This is a genomic window from Telmatospirillum sp. J64-1 (assembly GCF_006980715.1).
Lineage (GTDB): Bacteria > Pseudomonadota > Alphaproteobacteria > Rhodospirillales > Magnetospirillaceae > Oleiliquidispirillum > Oleiliquidispirillum nitrogeniifigens.
Genome location: NZ_SBHN01000019.1, coordinates 27313 through 45464, shown reverse-complemented (window position 1 = coordinate 45464; position 18152 = coordinate 27313). Strand labels below are relative to the sequence as shown.

The window sequence follows — 18152 nt, the reverse complement described above, 5'->3', positions numbered from 1 at the left end:
TTCGGGTAATGTGCATCATATTTTATGCGATTTGAATGGAAAGAACGAATGCAGGCAGCGAAGCCAGTATCGATCCTCCTTGTCGAGGATCAGGAACTGATTCGCCAAGGCATCGCGGCTTTGCTGGGTGCGGTGCCGGGCGTGATCGTTACAGGGCAGGCCGGGGATGGCCTGCAAGCGGTGCGGCAGGCGAGCAAATTGGAGCCGGATGTGGTGCTGATGGACCTGTCCATGCCGATCATGGATGGGGTCGAGGCGACGGGAGAGATCAAGAAACGCCGTCCTTTCATCCGGGTCCTGGCGCTGACCGTGGCGGATTGTGAGAAGAAGGTCGCCGACGTCCTGCGTGCCGGGGCCGACGGCTATGCGCTGAAACAGGCCGGGCGGGACGATCTGGTCGCCGCGATCAATTCCGTCATGCGCGGCGAGCGCTATCTCGGCGCTGGGCTGTCGCGCAGCATGGTCGAACGCTATTTGGCCGCGCCGCCGGAAGCCAATCCGTTGGCATTGCTCACCCCGCGCGAACGCCAGGTGCTGAAGCTGATCGCCCAGGGGCATCGCAACCGCGACGTGGCCGAGCAATTGTTCATCAGCATCAAGACGGTGGACAGCCACCGCACCAACATCATGCAGAAACTGGACCTGCATAACGCTGCTGAACTGGCGACCTTTGCCATTCGGGCAGGCCTGGTAAACGCGTAGAAGATGGCTGCACGAGACATAGATGAAAAGAAGCCCGCCACCCGGAGGTGGCGGGCTCTCTTGTTCAGACCTCGACCGGTTCCGCCTTGGCTTGGCGGAGTTTCGGGCGCTGGCTGGCTTCGTGCTGCTGGGCGTCGACGACGGCCAGGGCGGTGAGGTTGAGCAGGCCGCGCACGGTGACCGAGGGCGTGGCGATATGCACGGGCGCGGCGGCCCCCAGCAGGATCGGCCCGACGGACAGGCCGTCGCCCAGGATCTTCAGCATGTTGAAGGCGATATTGGCGGCATCCAGGGTCGGCATGACCAGCAGGTTGGCCTGTCCCTTGAGGCGCGAATCCGGCTGGATATGGCTGCGGATGCTTTCCGACAGGGCGGCATCGGAATGCATTTCGCCATCCACTTCCAGATCGGGATGGTTTTCCTCGATCATCGCCAGGGCTTCCCGCATCTTGCGGGCCGAGCGGCTGTCGGCGCTGCCGAAATTGGAGTGGGAGAGCAGGGCGGCCTTGGGCTCGATGCCGAAGCGCCTCACTTCCTCTGCCGCCAGTACGGTGATCTCGGCGACCTGGGCGGCGTCGGGCTCTTCGTTGACATAGGTGTCGGTCACGAAGAAGGTGCCCTTTTCCAGGATCAGCAGGTTCATGGCCGCCGCCGTCTTCACGCCCTTGCGCAGGCCGATGACGTCGGTGACATGCTGGAAATGGCTCTGATAGCGGCCCGACGAGCCGCAGACCATGGCATCGGCCTCGCCGGATTTGACCAGCAGCGCGGCAAAGACGCTGGGACGGGTGCGCACCACCGTTGCGGCGTAATCGGGCGAGACGCCCCGGCGGCGCATCAGGCGGCGATAGGTTTGGGTATAGTCTTGGTAGCGCGGGTCGCGGATGACATCGACGATCTCGGCATCCTCGCCGTCGCGCAGGCGCAGGCCCAGTTTGGCGATGCGTTCCTCGATGACGTCGCGGCGGCCGATCAGGATGGCGCGTTGGACGATACCTTCATCCACGGCGGTCTGGGCGCAGCGCAGCACGCGTTCGTCCTCGCCCTCGGCATAGACGACGCGCTTGGGGGCCTGCTGGGCACGCTCGAAGACCGGCTTCATGGCGAGGCCGGAGCGGAAGACGAAACGCCCTAGTTCTTCCCGATAGGCGCGGAAATCGGTGATCGGGCGGGTGGCAACGCCCGAATCCATGGCGGCCTTGGCCACGGCCGAGGCGACTTCGACGATCAAGCGCGGGTCGAAGGGCTTGGGCAGCAGGTATTTCGGCCCGAAGCGCAGCTCTTCGCCGCGATAGGCCGCCGCCACCACGTCCGAGGGCTCGGCCAGGGCGAGGTCGGCGATGGCCTCGACGCAGGCGATCTTCATTTCTTCGTTGATGGCCGTCGCGCCGACATCCAGCGCGCCGCGGAAGATATAGGGGAAGCACAGCACGTTGTTGACCTGGTTCGGATAATCCGACCGGCCGGTGGCGATGATGGCGTCGGGACGGGCGGCATGCGCCTCTTCGGGGGTAATTTCCGGATCGGGATTGGCCAGGGCTAGGATCAGCGGCTTGTCGGCCATGGTCTTGACCATCTCGCCGGTCAGCACGCCCGGGCCGGACAGGCCGAGGAAGATATCCGCCCCCCGCACCGCGTCTTCGAGGGTGCGCGCCGAGGTGTCGCGGGCATAGGCTTCCTTGAAGGCGTTCATGCCCTGGTTGCGGCCCTTGTAGACCACGCCCTGGCGGTCCACCATGGTGACGTTCTCGCGCTTCAGCCCCATGCCGATCAGCAGGTCCAGGCAGGCGATGCCCGCCGCGCCGCCGCCGATGGTCACCACGCTGACGTCTTCCAGGCGCTTGCCGACGATGCGCAGGCCGTTCAGCGTGGCCGCGCCGACGACGATGGCGGTGCCGTGCTGGTCGTCGTGGAAGACCGGGATCTGCATCCGGTCGCGCAGCTTGCCCTCGACCTCGAAGCATTCCGGCGACTTGATGTCTTCCAGATTGATTCCGCCGAAGGTCGGCTCCAGGCTGGCGATGATCTCCACCAGCTTGTCCGGGTCCTTCTCGTCGATCTCGATGTCGAAGACGTCGATCCCGGCGAATTTCTTGAACAGGACGGCCTTGCCCTCCATCACCGGCTTCGAGGCCAGGGGGCCGATATCGCCCAGGCCCAGCACGGCGGTACCGTTCGAGATGACCGCGACCAGATTGGCCCGCGACGTCACCTCGGCCGCCTGGTCGGCATTTTCCACGATGGCGTCGCAAGCCGCCGCGACACCGGGGCTGTAGGCCAGGGCCAGGTCATGCTGGGTCGCCATGGGCTTGGTGGCGGCGATGGCCAGCTTTCCGGGCCTGGGAAAGCGGTGATAGTGCAGAGCCTGTTTTTTCAGGTCGCTGGACATGTTTCCTCGTTTAACTTGTTTATGGTTAATGAAGGGTGGAGGTTTCTCCTTAACCGATTCTCTTAGAATCGAAGTCGGCGGCAAGCAACAGCTTTCCGGGATATTCTGGCGTAAGACATAAAAAAACCGGCCCAAGGTTTGGTGCCGGTGGGTTTTTTATTGTGCAATGCAGTAATCGTCTCTGCCCTGCACAATGGATTTGGTAATACCAGAAATATTCCCGTCACATTTTCCTTTCGCTTGAAACTGTAACGGCGGCTCCCTCCTCCCAGCCGCCGTTTCCTTCGCTCACCTGGCACGGCCTCTTTTATGATGGGCCGTTGTGCCTCACGCCGCGCTGGCGCGTTGGGAGCGGATGATGCCGAGGATCTGCGCCGCGGCCTCGGGGATGTTGGTGCCGGGGCCGTAGATGGCGGCGACGCCGCAGGCCTTGAGGAAGTCGTAATCCTTCGACGGGATGACGCCGCCGCAGACGACGATGATGTCTCCGGCCCCGGCCTTCTTCAGTTCCTCGACCAGTTGCGGCACCAGGGTCTTGTGCCCGGCGGCCTGCGAGGAGACGCCGACGACATGGACGTCATTCTCGACAGCCTGGCGGGCGGCCTCGGCCGGAGTCTGGAACAGCGCTCCGACATCGACGTCGAAGCCGATATCGGCGAAGGCGGTGGCGATCACCTTGGCGCCGCGGTCATGGCCGTCCTGGCCCATCTTGACCACCAGCATGCGCGGGCGGCGGCCTTCCTCGGCGGCGAAGGCCTCGATATCCTGCTTGATCCGGGCGAAGCCCTGGTCGCCCTCGTAATGGGAGCCATAGACGCCCGAGATCGAGCGGATCTCGGCGCGGTGGCGGCCGAAGGCCTGTTCCATGGCATCCGAGATCTCGCCCACCGTGGCGCGTAGCCGCGTCGCCTCGATGGCGGCGGCCAGCAGGTTGCCCTCGCCCGAGCGGGCCAGTTCGGTGATCTTCGCCAGGGCTTGGCGGCAGGCGGCCTCGTCGCGGGTTTCGCGGATCTTCTTCAGCCGGGCGATCTGTGCCTCGCGGACCTTGGCATTGTCGACGTCCAGGGTCTCGATCGGCTCTTCCTGCGGGGGGCGGTATTTGTTGACGCCGACCACGACCTCTTCACCCCGGTCGATGCGCGCCTGTTTGCGCGCGGCGGCTTCCTCGATCTTCATCTTGGGCATGCCGGTCTCGACGGCCTTGGTCATGCCGCCCAGCGCCTCGACCTCCTCGATCAGCTTCCAGGCCTCCTCGGCCAGGCTGGCGGTCAGGCTCTCGACGTAATAGCTGCCGGCCAGCGGATCGACGACATGCGGGATGCCGCTTTCCTCGGCGATGATGAGCTGGGTGTTGCGCGCGATGCGGGCCGAGAAAGGCGTCGGCAGGGCGATGGCCTCGTCCAGCGCGTTGGTGTGCAGGCTTTGCGTTCCGCCCAGCACGGCGGCCATGGCCTCGATGGTGGTGCGGATGACGTTGTTGTAGGGGTCCTTCTCGGTCAAGGACACGCCCGAGGTCTGGCAATGGGTGCGCAGCGCCAGCGACATCGGGTTCTTGGGGTCGAACTGCTTCATCACCCGCGCCCAGAGCAGGCGGGCGGCGCGCAGCTTGGCGACCTCCATGAAGAAGTTCATGCCGATGGCGAAGAAGAAGGACAGGCGCGGGGCGAATTCATCGACATGCAGCCCGCGCGCCTGGGCGGCGCGCACATATTCCAGGCCGTCGGCGATGGTGAAGGCCAGTTCCTGCACCGCCGTCGCCCCGGCTTCCTGCATGTGGTAGCCGGAGATCGAGATCGAGTTGAAGCGCGGCATGTGGCGCGCGGTGTAGTCGATGATGTCGGCGACGATGCGCATGCTCGGCGCGGGCGGATAGATATAGGTGTTGCGGACCATGAACTCCTTGAGGATGTCGTTCTGGATGGTCCCCGAGAGCTTGTCCGCGCTCACGCCCTGTTCCTCGGCGGCGACGATGTAGCCCGCCAGGATCGGCAGCACCGCGCCGTTCATGGTCATCGACACGCTCATCTCGTCGAGCGGGATGCCGTCGAACAGGATCTTCATGTCCTCGACCGAATCGATCGCCACGCCGGCCTTGCCGACATCGCCGATGACGCGGGGATGGTCGGAATCATAGCCGCGATGGGTGGCGAGGTCGAAGGCTACCGACAAGCCCTTCTGACCCGCCGCCAGGTTGGCGCGGTAGAAGGCGTTGGATTCCTCGGCCGTCGAGAAGCCCGCATATTGGCGGATGGTCCAGGGCCGGTTGGCATACATCGTCGCGCGCGGGCCGCGCACATAGGGCGGAAAGCCCGGTAGGCTGTCCAGATGTTCCAGTCCCTCGAGATCGGCGGCCGTGTAGAGCGGCTTGACCGCGATACCTTCCGGCGTCGTCCACACCAAAGTCTCGGGGGAGGCGCCCTTCAGGTCCTTGCTTGCCAGGGACTGCCAGTCCGCAAGCGTCTTCTTGGGGAAATCGGACATTCTGGACCTCCTTGAATTGGGGGCTGGAGGGGCGTCCCCCTCCAGCGGGCTTCCCTTTATTATTGTTGTTTACGCGGCGAATTCGACGATGATCTGATCCACGGCGAGGCTCGCGCCGGGCTGGGCGTGGATCTTGCCCACCGTGCCGTCCCGCTCGGCGCGCAGGACGTTTTCCATCTTCATCGCCTCGACCACGGCCAGAACCTCTCCGGCCTTGATCTCCTGGCCCTCTTCGACGGCGACGCTGACCAGTAGGCCCGGCATCGGCGAGAGCAGGAATTTCGACATGTCCGGCGGCTCCTTGTGCGGCATCAGCGCCTGGAGTTCCGCCCCGCGCGGGCTCAGCACCAGCGCCTCGGCCGAGGAACCGGCATGGGAGAGCCGGTAGCCTGCGCCCTTGCGGTCGATCTGCACGCAGACCGACTGTTCCTTGATCTGGGCGCGGAACAGGGGCTGGCCGAGCTGCCACTCGGTGCGCACGTCCACCGCCTCGCCGCCGATCACCACTGCCCAGCCGGTGGCGGCGCTGCCACGTACCTGCACCGGGGTCTGTTTGCCGTTCAGGATCACCACCCAGGACTCGCCCACCTTGGCTTCCAGGCCCGGAAGCTGGCCGGAGATCGAGGCTTCGCGCAGCGCCTCCATGTGACGCACCACGGCGGCCACCGCGACCAGGATGTCGGGGTCTTCGGCCGGCAGGGACGAGGCGGTGAAGCCCTCGGGGAATTCCTCGGCGATGAAGTTGGTGGTGAGATTGCCCGCGACGAAGCGCGGATGGGCCATCAGGGCCGCGAGGAAGGGAATATTGTGGTTCAGCCCGCGGATGTAATACTCGTCGAGCGCCGTGCGCATATGCGTGATGGCGGCCTCGCGGGTGGGGCCGTAGGTGATCAGCTTGGCGATCATGGGATCGTAGAACATGCTGATCTCGCCGCCCTCGTAGACGCCGGTATCGACGCGCACATAGGGGCCTTCGGCGGGCGGCTGGTAGCGGGTCAGGCGGCCCGTCGAGGGCAGGAAGCCACGGAAGGGATCTTCGGCATAGACGCGGGCCTCGACGGCCCAGCCGTTGAGCTTGACGTCTTCCTGCCGGATTGTCAGTTCCTCGCCATTGGCGATGCGGATCATCCATTCCACCAGGTCCAGCCCGGTGACCAGTTCGGTCACCGGATGTTCGACCTGCAGACGGGTGTTCATCTCGAGGAAATAGAAGTCGCGGTTGGCGCCGACGATGAACTCGACCGTACCGGCGGATTTGTAGTTGACGGTCTTCGCCAGGGCTACCGCCTGCTCGCCCATGGCGCGGCGGGTTTCCTCGTCGAGGAAGGGCGAGGGGGCTTCCTCGATGACCTTCTGGTGACGGCGCTGGATCGAGCATTCACGCTCGCCCAGATAGATGCAGTTGCCATGCCCGTCGGCCAGGACCTGGATCTCGATATGGCGGGGCTGCTCGATGAATTTCTCGATGAAGACGCGGTCGTCGGCGAAGGAGGCCTTGGCCTCGTTGGTGGCCGAGACGAAGCCTTCGCGGGCTTCGGTGTCGTTGTGCGCCAGGCGCATGCCCTTGCCGCCGCCCCCGGCGGAGGCCTTGATCATCACCGGATAGCCGATCTCGTTGGCGATCTTGACCGCTTCCTCGGCATCCTTGATCACGCCCATATAGCCGGGCACGGTCGAGACACCGGCTTCTTTTGCCAGTTTCTTCGATTCGATCTTGTCGCCCATGGCGAAGATGGCATGGGCATCGGGGCCGATGAAGGTGATGCCGGCCTTCGCCAGGGCCTCCTGGAATTCGCGCTTCTCCGACAGGAAGCCATAGCCGGGATGAACCGCCTGGGCGCCCGTCTTCAGGCAGGCCTCGACGATCTTCTCGACCTGCAGATAGGACTGCGCCGAGGGCGGCGGCCCGATATGCACGGCCTCGTCGGCCATCTGCACATGCAGCGCCTCCTTGTCGGCATCGGAATAGACGGCCACCGTCTTGATGCCCATCTTGCGCGCGGTCTTGATGACCCGGCAGGCGATCTCGCCACGATTGGCGATCAGGATTTTCTCGAACATGATCTTCTCATTGCCCCCAGATGCGCGTTCTCGATGAGCGGTGGTGCTGGCGATGGCCAGGGTTATGAGCCACCAAGACACCAAGGCACAAAGAAGACGGAGCGCTGCTGCCCGATGCCTCGGTCAGGACCGGCAGGTGAATATTAACTGCTTCGCTCCTTAACGGGCGAAGCCTTGGTGTCTTTGTGCCTTGGTGGCCAATCGCCATCACGGATGCCCGCATCACCGCCTCAAATCCTCAGAGCGGAATATTGCCGTGCTTGCGCCACGGATTTTCCAGCTTCTTGTCCTTGAGCATGGCGAGCGAGCGGCAGATGCGCTTGCGGGTGGCATGCGGCATGATGACGTCGTCGATGAAGCCGCGATGGGCCGCCACGAAGGGATTGGCGAATTTCTGCCGGTATTCCTCGGTGCGCTCGGCGATCTTTTCGGCATCGCCGATATCCTGGCGGAAGATGATCTCGACGGCGCCCTTGGGGCCCATCACTGCGATCTCGGCGGTCGGCCAGGCGAAGTTGACGTCGCCGCGCAGATGTTTCGAGCTCATCACGTCATAGGCCCCGCCATAGGCCTTGCGCGTGATCACCGTGATCTTGGGCACGGTGCATTCCGCATAGGCGTAAAGCAGCTTGGCGCCATGCTTGATGATGCCGCCGAATTCCTGGGCCGTGCCGGGCAGGAAGCCGGGAACGTCGACGAAGGTCACGACGGGGATGTTGAAGCAGTCGCAGAAGCGCACGAAGCGCGCCGCCTTGCGCGAGGAATCGATGTCCAGGCAGCCCGCCAGCACCATCGGCTGATTGGCGACGATCCCCACCGTCGCGCCGTCCATGCGCGCGAAGCCGGTCAGGATGTTGCCCGCGAAATCGGGCTGGATCTCGAAGAAATCGCCTTCGTCCACGACCTTGGTGATCAGCTCCTTCATGTCGTAGGGCTTGTTGGGATTGTCCGGCACCAGGGTGTCGAGGCTCATCTCCATGCGGTCCGAGCGGTCGGACGTGGGGCGCACGGGGGGCTTCTCGCGGTTCGAGGCGGGCAGGAAATCGATGAAGCGGCGCAGTTGCAGCAGCGCCTCGACATCGTTCTCGAAGGCCAGGTCGGCCACGCCGGATTTCGAGGTATGGGTGATCGCCCCGCCCAGTTCCTCGGCCGTCACCGCCTCATGCGTCACCGTCTTGACCACGTCGGGGCCGGTGACGAACATGTAGGAGCTGTCCTTGACCATGAAGATGAAGTCGGTCATGGCCGGCGAATAGACCGCGCCGCCCGCGCAGGGGCCCATGATCAGGGAAATCTGCGGCACCACACCCGAGGCCATGACGTTGCGCTGGAACACTTCGGCATAGCCGGCCAACGAGGCCACGCCTTCCTGGATGCGCGCGCCGCCCGAATCGTTCAGGCCGATCACGGGGGCGCCGACCTTGATCGCCTGGTCCATGATCTTGCAGATCTTTTCGGCATGGGCTTCGGACAGCGAGCCGCCGAACACGGTGAAGTCCTGGCTGAAGACGAAGACCAGACGCCCGTTGACCGTGCCGTAACCGGTCACCACGCCGTCACTGACCACCTTCTGCTGGTCCATGCCGAAATCCGAGCAGCGATGCTCGACGAACATGTCCCATTCCTCGAAGGAATCGGCGTCCAGCAACAGCTCGATACGTTCCCGTGCCGTCAGCTTGCCCTTGCCGTGCTGCGCGTCGATGCGGCGCTGACCGCCGCCAAGAGCGGCTTGTCTCCGTTTTTCGTCTAGCGCAGCGATAATCTCGGTCATGACTATCCCTCTGGTCGTTGCCGGCGGCCCTTTGCCCCACTTCCCTTCGATTTATTCGCAGGCCCGGGGTCATGGCAACTAAACCAAGGGAGGCCCGGGGCGACAAAAGGGCGGATTTGCGAAAGGATGTGTGTTAGCAATAAGTGGTTTTGCAAATTTTGTTAATCCCCGAGCCATGCAGAAAAAACTTTTCGTCGGTCCGAAGCTGCGCCGCCTGAGGGAGGCCAAGGGCATGACGCAGGTCGCGCTGGCCCAGGCCCTGAGTGTCTCGGCCAGCTATCTCAACCAGATGGAAAACAACCAGCGCCCGCTGACCCTGCCGGTGCTGCTGCGTATCTGTTCCATCTTCGAGATCGACCTGACGACCTTCGTCGAGGACGAAGAGGCCCGGCTGGTCGCAGATCTGCGGGAAGCCCTGGGCGATCCGCTTTTTGCCGGTGGCGGCATCAGCACGACGGAATTGCGCAATGTCGCCGCCGCCTCGCCCGAGGTGGTCCGCCGTCTGCTCAGTCTGCACCAGGCCTACAAGAAGCTTCAGGAACAGGTGCAGTCGCTGGCCGACGGCCTGTCGAGCCAGGAAAGCGGGCCCAGCCTGGCCGGGCCGCAATTCCCTTATGAGGAAGTGCGCGACTACTTCCACTACTGCAACAATTATGTCGGCGCGCTGGACGAGGCGGCCGAAACGCTGTGCCGGGAAGAGGAATTCCGCATCGGCGACATGCAGGCCGATTTGATCGCCTATCTGAAGCGCCGCCATGACGTGCGCGTGAAGATCGTGTCCGACGATGACGGCGCCACGGCCATGCGACGCTACGACCCGGTCAGCGGAACACTCTATTTGTCGGCGCAGCTGGACGTGGCCAGCCGCAGCTTTCATCTGGCCCATCAGATCGCCTTGCTGGGTCATGGCGAGACCATCGACGAGTTGATCAACGACGCCTCCTTCACCTCCGAGGATGCCAAATCCATTTGCCGCGTCGGCCTTGCCAACCAGTTCGCCGGGGCCCTGCTGATGCCCTATCAGATCTTCGCGCGGCAGGCCCGGGCGCTACGCCATGACGTGGAACAGCTGCAAAGCCGCTTCGGCACCAGCTTCGAGCAGGTCTGCCATCGTCTCAGCACCTTGCAGCGTCCCGGCGCGCGCGGCGTTCCCTTTTATTTCGTGCGGGTGGACCGGGCGGGGAATATCACCAAGCGCCACAGCGCCACGCAATTCCACTTCGCCCGCTTCGGCGGCGCCTGTCCCTTGTGGAATGTGCACGAGGCCTTCGCCCAGCCGGGCAAGATCCTGGTCCAGCATGCGCGGATGCCCGACGGCGTGAGCTATATCTGCATCGCCCGCACCATCACCAAGAGCGGCGGCGCCTATCTGCGTCCCAGCCGGGAATTCGCGGTCGGCCTGGGCTGCGAGGCGGCTTATGCCTCGGAAGTGGTCTATTCGGCCGGGTTGGACGTCAGCAACGATTCCGCCGCCGTGCCGATCGGCGTCAATTGCCGTATCTGCGAGCGCACCGACTGCCAGCAGCGGGCCTTCCCGCCGGTGGGCAGCGAGGTGTCGGTGGACGAATTCCACCGCAGCTTCGTTCCCTATCTCTTCGCCCGCCGCCAAGCCCCGGTGGGCTGAGGCCTGCCGCGTCAAAGGGCGCCTCCGTCCGGCTTCCCCTTCGATGCCGCATTTCCCCGAAAGGTGACGAGCGGTTGCCGCTTCCCGTCCGGGCTCTCACATGCTGCTCCAGCAATGGGAGGAGAGCATGCCGGATCTCGAGGTCAGCACACTCGACTACAGCATCGTCGGGCTATATGTGCTGGTGATCCTGGGAATCGGCTTCTGGGCGGGGCGCAAGAAGGAGAATTCCGAAGGCTATTTCCTTGCCGGGCGCAGCACGATCTGGCCTTTGGTCGGCTTCGCCCTGATGTCGGCCAATCTCTCGGGCACCTCCTATATCGGCTTGGCCGGGGCGGGCTATCACGACGGCATCGCCGTGTGGAATTACGAGTGGATGGCCACGCTGGTGCTGGTCTTCTTCACGCTGTTCATCCTGCCCTTCTATCTGCGCTCGAAGGTCAACACGATGCCGGAATTCCTGGAATGCCGGTATGACCGACGCTCGCGCTACGCCTTCTCCGCCTTCTCCGTCTTTACCGCCATGTTCATCGACAGCGCCGGGGCGCTGTTCGCGGGCGGCATCACCCTGCACCTGCTGTTCCCCGAGGTGCCCTTGTGGATCCTGATCGTCATCATCGCCGCGCTGGGCGGTGCCTATGTGGTCCTGGGCGGCCTGCGGGCGGTGGTGGTCACGGACACCATCCAGGGCGTGCTGCTGCTGACGGCCGGGGGCATCATCTTCTATTTCGTTTTCCAAGAACTGGGTTCGTGGTCGGCGGTGCGTGCGGCGGCGCCGGAGGACGGCTTCTCCGTCATCAAACCGGCGGATGACGACTTCCTGCCCTGGCCGGGCATCTTCACCGGCGTGTTGTGGCTGGGCTTCTATTACTGGACCACCAACCACATCGTGGTGCAGAAGGTGCTGTCGGCCAAGTCGATCGACCATGGCCGCTGGGGTGCCCTGTTCGCCGGTTTCCTGCAACTGCCGCTTCTCTTCCTGCTGGTCCTGCCGGGCACGATGGGGCGGGAGATCTTTCCCGAGCTGGACGATCCCGATCAGATCTGGCCGGCTTTGGTCTTCGGCTATCTGCCGGATGGGCTGCGCGGGCTGGCCTTCGCGGCCCTGGTGGCGGCGCTGATGTCCACCCTGGATTCGGTGCTGAACGGCGCCTCGTCGCTGGTCGTCAACGATTTCATCAAGACCCGCAAGCGGCAGTTCAACGAGAAGACGCTGCTGCTGATCAGCCGCCTGATGGTCGTCGTCTTCATGGTGGTGGCGGCGCTCTGGGCGCCGGTGATCCTGCAATTCCAGGGGATCGTTGAATATTTCCAATCCTTCCTCGGCTACATCACCATGCCGGTGGTGGTGGTCTTCCTGGGCGGATTGTTCTGGTGGCGCGGCACGCGCCATGGCGCCTTCTGGACGCTGGTGATCGGCACGCCGCTGGGGCTGCTGGGATTCCTGGGCGGCGAGATCTTCGAATGGTTCGACCTGCAATTCCTCTACGGCGCAGGCATCATGCTGGCCTTCAGCACGGCGCTGTATGTCGGCATCAGTCTGGCGACCGAAGCGCCGGATGCGGAAAAGGTGAAGGGCTATATCTGGACCCGCAAGACTTGGCAGGAGGAAAGCCAGGAACTGGCGGGCACGGCTTGGTGGCGCAATTACCGCTATCTCTCGGCGGGTCTGGTGGCGGTGACGATCGTGCTGGTGGGCCTGTTCGTCTGACGGGACAGGCTGACCTGCAAAAGAAAAGGCGCGGAAGAAACTTCCGCGCCCTTCTTAACCAGAATGAAGTTATTCGGCGTTGGCCTTGTCGTCGCCATGGATCTTGGCGGCCAGCGAGGCGGCCATGAACTGATCCAGGTCGCCGTCCAGCACCCCCTGGGTATCGGAGGTTTCCACCCCGGTACGCAGGTCCTTGATCATCTGGTAGGGCTGCAGCACGTAGGAGCGGATCTGGTGGCCCCAGCCGATCTCGGTCTTGGAATCGGCTTCGGCCTGGGCGGCTTCCTCGCGCTTCTGGAGTTCCGCCTCGTACAGGCGGGCCCGCAGCATGTTCCAGGCGGTGGCGCGGTTCTTGTGCTGCGAGCGGTCGCTCTGGCAGCTCACCACGATGCCGGTGGGGATGTGGGTGATGCGGATCGCCGAATCGGTCTTGTTGACGTGCTGACCGCCCGCGCCCGAGGCACGGAAGGTATCGATGCGGCAGTCCTTCTCGTTGATCTCGATCTCGATATTGTCGTCCACCACCGGATAGACCCAGACCGAGGAGAAGCTGGTATGGCGGCGGGCGGCCGAATCGTAGGGCGAGATGCGCACGAGGCGATGCACCCCGCTTTCGGATTTCAGCCAGCCATAGGCATTCAGGCCCGTGATCTTGAGGGTCGCGGATTTGATGCCGGCTTCTTCGCCCGAGCTTTCTTCCAGCAATTCGACCTTGTAGCCGTGCTGTTCCGCCCAGCGGGTATACATGCGCTGGAGGATGTAGGCCCAGTCCTGGGCTTCGGTCCCGCCGGCGCCGGCATTGATTTCCAGATAGCAATCGTTGGCGTCGGCCTCGCCCGAGAGCAGCGATTCCAGCTCGCGCTTGCGGGCTTCGTCGCGCAACTGGCGAATCGTGTTCTCGGCGTCGTCGACCATTTCCTGGTCGCCTTCGGCCTCGGCCAGTTCGGCCAGTTCCAGGGCGTCGGCCAAGCCGTTTTCCAGGCTGCGATAGCCGCTGATGGCGTTATCGAGCTTGGTGCGCTCGCGCATCACCTTCTGCGCAGCTTCGGCATCGTTCCAAAGATTGGGGTCTTCGGCGATGGCGTTCAGTTCGTCGAGGCGTCTAAGGGCGTTATCCCAGTCAAAGATGCCTCCTCAGCAGTGCCATCGACTGCTTGATCTCATCGGCCATCGCTTCGATTTCGGCGCGCATGTGCCAGTTGCTCCACTGTTTTCCGAAAATCACGAAGGGCCGTTTTACGGAAAACGGCCCTTCGCTTCAACCCTGCTGGATGCGGGATCGGGGATCAGTACAGCCCGCCCGCCTCGGGTACGGCCACCGGCGGCGGCGAGGCGGCGGGGGCGGGCCAGGCATAGCCGCCCGAGGGCCCGCCGGGGACCGGCTGCTGGGTGTAGATGCCTGCCGGCTGGGGCGGTGCCTGGGGCTGCTGGAAGTCCGGCTGCGGCTGGCTCACCATCGGCACGCCTTCCGACGGGGCCGCCGGGGAAATCTCGACCGAGAAGCCGCCTTCGGTGGGGGCGGGCAGGACGTCGAGGCCATAGCCGTAATTGTCGAAGCTGGGGAAGACGTCACCGCCCAGGACGGAAGGCGACATATCCGCTGTCGGCACGTTCTCGGGCTTGAAGGCTTCCCAGATGACGTTGCGGTCGCCGGGCTGGGCCGGGCGGCCGGTATCGGCATTGACGCGCACCAGGCGGATGCCCGGCGGCACGCGGAACGGCGTCGCCGGCTGATCCTTCAGGGCTTCGGCCATGAAATCCTTGAAGATCGGAGCGGCGACGGTGCCGCCGGTTTCCCGGCTGCCTAAAGTGCGCGGCTCGTCGAAGCCGACGAAGACCCCCACGGCAAGGTCGGGGGAAAAGCCGACGAACCAAGTGTCGTGGACATTGTTGCTGGTGCCGGTCTTGCCGGCGATCGGACGGCCCAACTCGGCGATGCGGCGGCCGGTGCCGCGCAGAACCACGCCTTCCAGGATGGACACCATCTGGTAGGCGCTGCGCGGGTCGGCCAGCTGCTCGCGCGTGTCGGGCAGGTGGGGCATACCCTGATTGGTGTAATGCTCGGAAAGGCAGCCTTCGCAGTCGCGCTGGTCGTGGCGGTAGACGGACCGTCCCTGGCGGTCCTGGATGCGGTCGATCAGGGTCGGCGTGATCCTCTTGCCGCCATTGACCATCATGGCATAGGCCGAGGTCAGGCGCAGGACGGTGGTTTCGCCCGCGCCCAGCGACATGGACAGGACCTTGGGCAGCCGGTCGGTGACGCCGAACTTCTCGGCATATTCGGCGATGTCGTCCATGCCCACGGCTTCGGCCAGCCGCACGGTCATCAGGTTGCGCGATTTTTCCATGCCGACGCGCAAGGTCGTCGGGCCCAGGAAGTCGCGGCTATAGTTCGACGGCGTCCAGAGGGGAAGGCCGGGGCCTTGCGAGAGGCTGATGGGGCCGTCCAGCACCAGCGACGACGGCGAAAAGCCCTTGTCCAGCGCGGTCAGGTAGACCAGCGGCTTGAAGGCCGAGCCGGGCTGGCGCAGGGCCTGGGTGGCGCGGTTGAACTGGCTGCGCTGGAAGGAGAAGCCGCCCGCCATGGCGAGAACGCGGCCGGTATGGGGATCCATGGCGACCAGGGCGCCTTCCACATCCGGGATCTGGCGCAGGGTATAGCTGCCTTCGGGCAGGTCCTTGCCGTCGAGCCCCTTGCGCACGGCCTCGACCAGGATCACGTCGCCGGGCTGGACGACATCGGCGGCGGAACGCGGTGCGCGGCCGACGCGCTGGCCTTCCAGCCAGGGCCGGGCCCAGTTCATCTCGGAGAAGGGAATAAGGGCGCGCGTGCCGCCGCGCAGACCGATCTCGGCCCCCTTGGCATCGGTGGACAGGACCACCGCCGTTTCCCAACTGGGCAGAGCGCCGCGGGGACGGGCCACCTCGCTCAGGCGCTGGGGCCAGCCGCCGCTGATCTCGATGCGGGTGACGGGGCCGCGCCAGCCATGGCGGCGGTCGTAATCCATCAGGCCTTCGCGCAGGGCGCGGGTGGCGATGGCCTGGAGGCGCGGGTCCATGGTCGAACGCACCGACAGGCCGCCTTCATACAGGACGCGCTCGCCAAAGCGGGCGGCGAGTTCGCGGCGGATGTCCTCGGCGAAATAATCGCCTTCGCGCACGACCTCGGTCTCGGCGCGGCGCCGCAAGGCCAAGGGCTCGCGCATGGCGGCTTCGGCCTCGGCCCGGGTGATGTGGCCGTCGTCGAACATGCGTCCGATCACCCAGTTGCGCCGTTCCACCGCCGCCTGCGGGTTGCGCAGGGGGTTGTAGTTGTTGGGCGCTTTGGGCAGGGCGGCCAGGAAGGCCGTCTCGGCGATGGTCAGCTCGTCCAGGCTCTTGTTGAAATAGTTCATGGCGGCGGCCGCCACGCCATAGGAGCCGAAGCCGAGATAGATCTCGTTGAGATAAAGCTCGAGGATGTGGTCCTTGCTGAAGGCGCGCTCGATGCGGAAGGCCAGCAGCGCTTCCTTGATCTTGCGGTCGAGGGAGACCTCGTTGGTCAGCAGGAAGTTCTTGGCCACCTGCTGGGTGATGGTCGAGGCCCCCACCGGGCGCCTGTCGCCGCCGAGATTGCGCAGGTTGACGATCACCGCGCGGGCGATGCCGGTCCAGTCCACGCCGGGATGGCGGTAGAAGTTCTTGTCCTCGGCCGACATGAAGGCGTTGGTGACGCGCTGGGGCATGGCCGAGATCGGGACGAAGGTCCGCTTCTCGGAGGCATATTCGGCAACCAGCCGCCCGTCGCCGGCATAGACACGGGTCGTCACCGGCGGCTCGTAATGGGCCAGTTGCTGGTAGTCGGGCAGGTCACGCCCGAAATGCCACAGCAGATACAATGCGCCGCCTGCGCCGGCGATAGCCAGCAACAGCAGCAGCGAGAACGTGATGGCCAGGAAGCGAAACATTTTTCCCAGGATGTGATACGAACCGCGCCGCCGCGAGGCGACCTACCCTAAGGGCCTAACGCTGAATTGCGGCAAGCTTATGGCCCCGATGAATGGCGGGGGCGTCAGGACCCGCGCGCCTTTTGTATTTGAGTGAAGTACCGGTCCACGGACCGGGCCAATGTACGAGCCAATTTGGCCCTGTATTGGTCCTGACGCAACAGGCGCTCGTCTTCCCTGTTCGAAAGATAGCCCAGTTCTACCAGGACGGAGGGGATGTCGGGCGCCTTCAGGACGGCGAAGCCGGCGAAACGGTGGGTATTGCGCAGCAAAGTGACTTCCTTGCCCAAGTCTTCGATCAGCTTGCCTGCGAAACCTGCCGACAGATTCATGGTCTCGCGCTGGGTCAGGTCGAGCAGGATGCTCGAAACCTCGGGCGATTCATGAGACAGGTCCAGGCCGCCGATCAAGTCGGCCTTGTTTTCCTTTTCGGCCAGGGCGGCGGCTTCGGCGTCCGAGGCCCGCTCGGACAGCGTATAGACGGATAGGCCGCGTAGGGACCGGTTGTTGTGCGAGTCGGCATGCAGCGAAATGAACAGTTCGCCTCCGGCCCGGCGGGCGATGGCCACACGCTCGCGCAAGGGAATGAAGATGTCGCGGTCGCGGGTCAGCACCACCTGATAGCGCCCGGTCTTTTCCAGTTCCGCCTTCAGCAGGCGCCCCATCGCCAGGGTCAGGTCCTTTTCATAAAGGCCGCTGACGCCGATGGCGCCGGGATCGACGCCGCCATGGCCGGGATCTATGACCACGACGGGTTTGGCGGGCCGTGCGGGATTGGGCAGGGGCACGGCCGCCGCGACCTTGGCCTCGGCGGCCAGGGCCGCCTGGGCACCGGCCGGACTGGTCGGCTGGCCGGCATCGGCGGGCACCGGGGTGTTGCGCATCGCCTGTTCGGTGCTGTTCTCCAGATCCAGCACGAAGCGCCAGCCGAAGCCGTCGCGCGGCGGGATGACGAAGGCCGCCTGGACCGCCGAGGGACGCGACAGGTCGAGCACAAGCCGCCCGGTGCCGGGACGGAACAGGCCGTAGCGGAGATTGGCGATATGGCCCACCGGCTGGGGCAGGGTGGTCTGCGCCTTCCAGTCGATTTCCGGCAGGTCGATGACCACGCGATAGGGGTCGACCAGAGTGAAGACGCGGAAGTCGATCTTGTCGGAAAGGTCCAGCACGAAGCGGGTCTTCGTCTGGTGATCACCGGCGCGCAAGGCGGTAACCGCCGGCTTGGCCCAGGCAGGGGTGAAAGCCGTCGTCAGTCCGGACAGCACGAAGACTGTCAACAGGAGCGCTAGGAATCGCAGCAAAACCGATACGAGCGCCATCAGCCGGGGACCCTTTGCCACATGATGGCCTTACTACCATCAAAGTTGTATCGGGTTCAATTCCAAAGGCATTGATTCCCTTGACACTCGTTCTGATTCAACCGGGGG

The 18152-nt window shown here is 64.5% G+C and carries 10 protein-coding genes; 3 read left to right on the top strand and 7 right to left on the bottom strand.

What is annotated here, in order from left to right; genetic code table 11:
- The first annotated feature begins 48 nt into the window (after nucleotides 1-48).
- Nucleotides 49-702 (top strand): response regulator transcription factor, encoded by a 654-nt coding sequence (locus tag EPD66_RS17130; protein ID WP_142849728.1) that lies wholly within the window; start codon nucleotides 49-51, stop codon nucleotides 700-702.
- A 64-nt stretch (nucleotides 703-766) separates the two neighbouring features.
- Here EPD66_RS17130 and EPD66_RS17125 read toward each other — a convergent pair whose 3' ends face one another.
- The 4 genes from EPD66_RS17125 to EPD66_RS17110 all read right to left on the bottom strand — a co-directional run bounded on the left by EPD66_RS17125 (nucleotide 767) and on the right by EPD66_RS17110 (nucleotide 9404).
- Nucleotides 767-3091: an NADP-dependent malic enzyme gene (locus EPD66_RS17125; RefSeq protein WP_142849727.1), complete on the bottom strand. Its 2325-nt coding sequence runs from the start codon at nucleotides 3089-3091 to the stop codon at nucleotides 767-769.
- Between the two features lie 327 nt (nucleotides 3092-3418).
- A complete protein-coding gene (scpA, locus tag EPD66_RS17120; RefSeq protein WP_142849726.1) occupies nucleotides 3419-5572 on the bottom strand; it encodes a methylmalonyl-CoA mutase in 2154 nt (717 codons plus the stop codon).
- 69 nt (nucleotides 5573-5641) lie between these two features.
- Nucleotides 5642-7633: an acetyl-CoA carboxylase biotin carboxylase subunit gene (accC, locus tag EPD66_RS17115; RefSeq protein WP_142849725.1), complete on the bottom strand. Its 1992-nt coding sequence runs from the start codon at nucleotides 7631-7633 to the stop codon at nucleotides 5642-5644.
- Between the two features lie 238 nt (nucleotides 7634-7871).
- Entirely contained in the window at nucleotides 7872-9404 is a 1533-nt protein-coding gene (locus EPD66_RS17110; RefSeq protein WP_142849724.1) for an acyl-CoA carboxylase subunit beta, read from the bottom strand.
- A 175-nt stretch (nucleotides 9405-9579) separates the two neighbouring features.
- Here EPD66_RS17110 and EPD66_RS17105 point away from each other — a divergent pair, with 175 nt between their 5' ends.
- Both EPD66_RS17105 and EPD66_RS17100 read left to right on the top strand, forming a co-directional pair.
- Nucleotides 9580-11028 (top strand): short-chain fatty acyl-CoA regulator family protein, encoded by a 1449-nt coding sequence (locus EPD66_RS17105; RefSeq protein WP_142849723.1) that lies wholly within the window; start codon nucleotides 9580-9582, stop codon nucleotides 11026-11028.
- Between the two features lie 127 nt (nucleotides 11029-11155).
- A complete protein-coding gene (locus tag EPD66_RS17100; protein ID WP_142849722.1) occupies nucleotides 11156-12739 on the top strand; it encodes a sodium/solute symporter in 1584 nt (527 codons plus the stop codon).
- A gap of 69 nt (nucleotides 12740-12808) precedes the next feature.
- On the opposite strand, the gene prfB is transcribed toward EPD66_RS17100, so the two are convergent.
- The 3 genes from prfB to EPD66_RS17085 form a co-directional block, all read right to left on the bottom strand.
- Nucleotides 12809-13931 (bottom strand): peptide chain release factor 2 gene (gene prfB / locus EPD66_RS17095; protein WP_142849721.1). Its coding sequence is split into 2 segments (ribosomal slippage): nucleotides 12809-13861 and nucleotides 13863-13931, totalling 1122 coding nucleotides; the frame shifts between segments, so codons are not numbered across the junction.
- A gap of 94 nt (nucleotides 13932-14025) precedes the next feature.
- Entirely contained in the window at nucleotides 14026-16686 is a 2661-nt protein-coding gene (locus EPD66_RS17090; RefSeq protein WP_142849720.1) for a penicillin-binding protein 1A, read from the bottom strand.
- Nucleotides 16687-16790: 104 nt separating this feature from the next.
- Nucleotides 16791-18002, bottom strand: coding sequence for an N-acetylmuramoyl-L-alanine amidase (locus EPD66_RS17085; protein WP_185961471.1), 1212 nt, complete (start codon nucleotides 18000-18002; stop codon nucleotides 16791-16793).
- Between the last annotated feature and the right edge of the window lie 150 nt (nucleotides 18003-18152).

Coding starts and splice junctions, on each gene's coding strand:
- scpA (WP_142849726.1), bottom strand. CDS start 5,572: ATGTCCGATTTCCCCAAGAAGACGCTTGCGGACTGGCAGTCCCTGGCA.
- EPD66_RS17130 (WP_142849728.1), top strand. CDS start 49: ATGCAGGCAGCGAAGCCAGTATCGATCCTCCTTGTCGAGGATCAGGAA.
- EPD66_RS17125 (WP_142849727.1), bottom strand. CDS start 3,091: ATGTCCAGCGACCTGAAAAAACAGGCTCTGCACTATCACCGCTTTCCC.
- EPD66_RS17090 (WP_142849720.1), bottom strand. CDS start 16,686: ATGTTTCGCTTCCTGGCCATCACGTTCTCGCTGCTGCTGTTGCTGGCT.
- EPD66_RS17110 (WP_142849724.1), bottom strand. CDS start 9,404: ATGACCGAGATTATCGCTGCGCTAGACGAAAAACGGAGACAAGCCGCT.
- EPD66_RS17105 (WP_142849723.1), top strand. CDS start 9,580: ATGCAGAAAAAACTTTTCGTCGGTCCGAAGCTGCGCCGCCTGAGGGAG.
- EPD66_RS17100 (WP_142849722.1), top strand. CDS start 11,156: ATGCCGGATCTCGAGGTCAGCACACTCGACTACAGCATCGTCGGGCTA.
- accC (WP_142849725.1), bottom strand. CDS start 7,633: ATGTTCGAGAAAATCCTGATCGCCAATCGTGGCGAGATCGCCTGCCGG.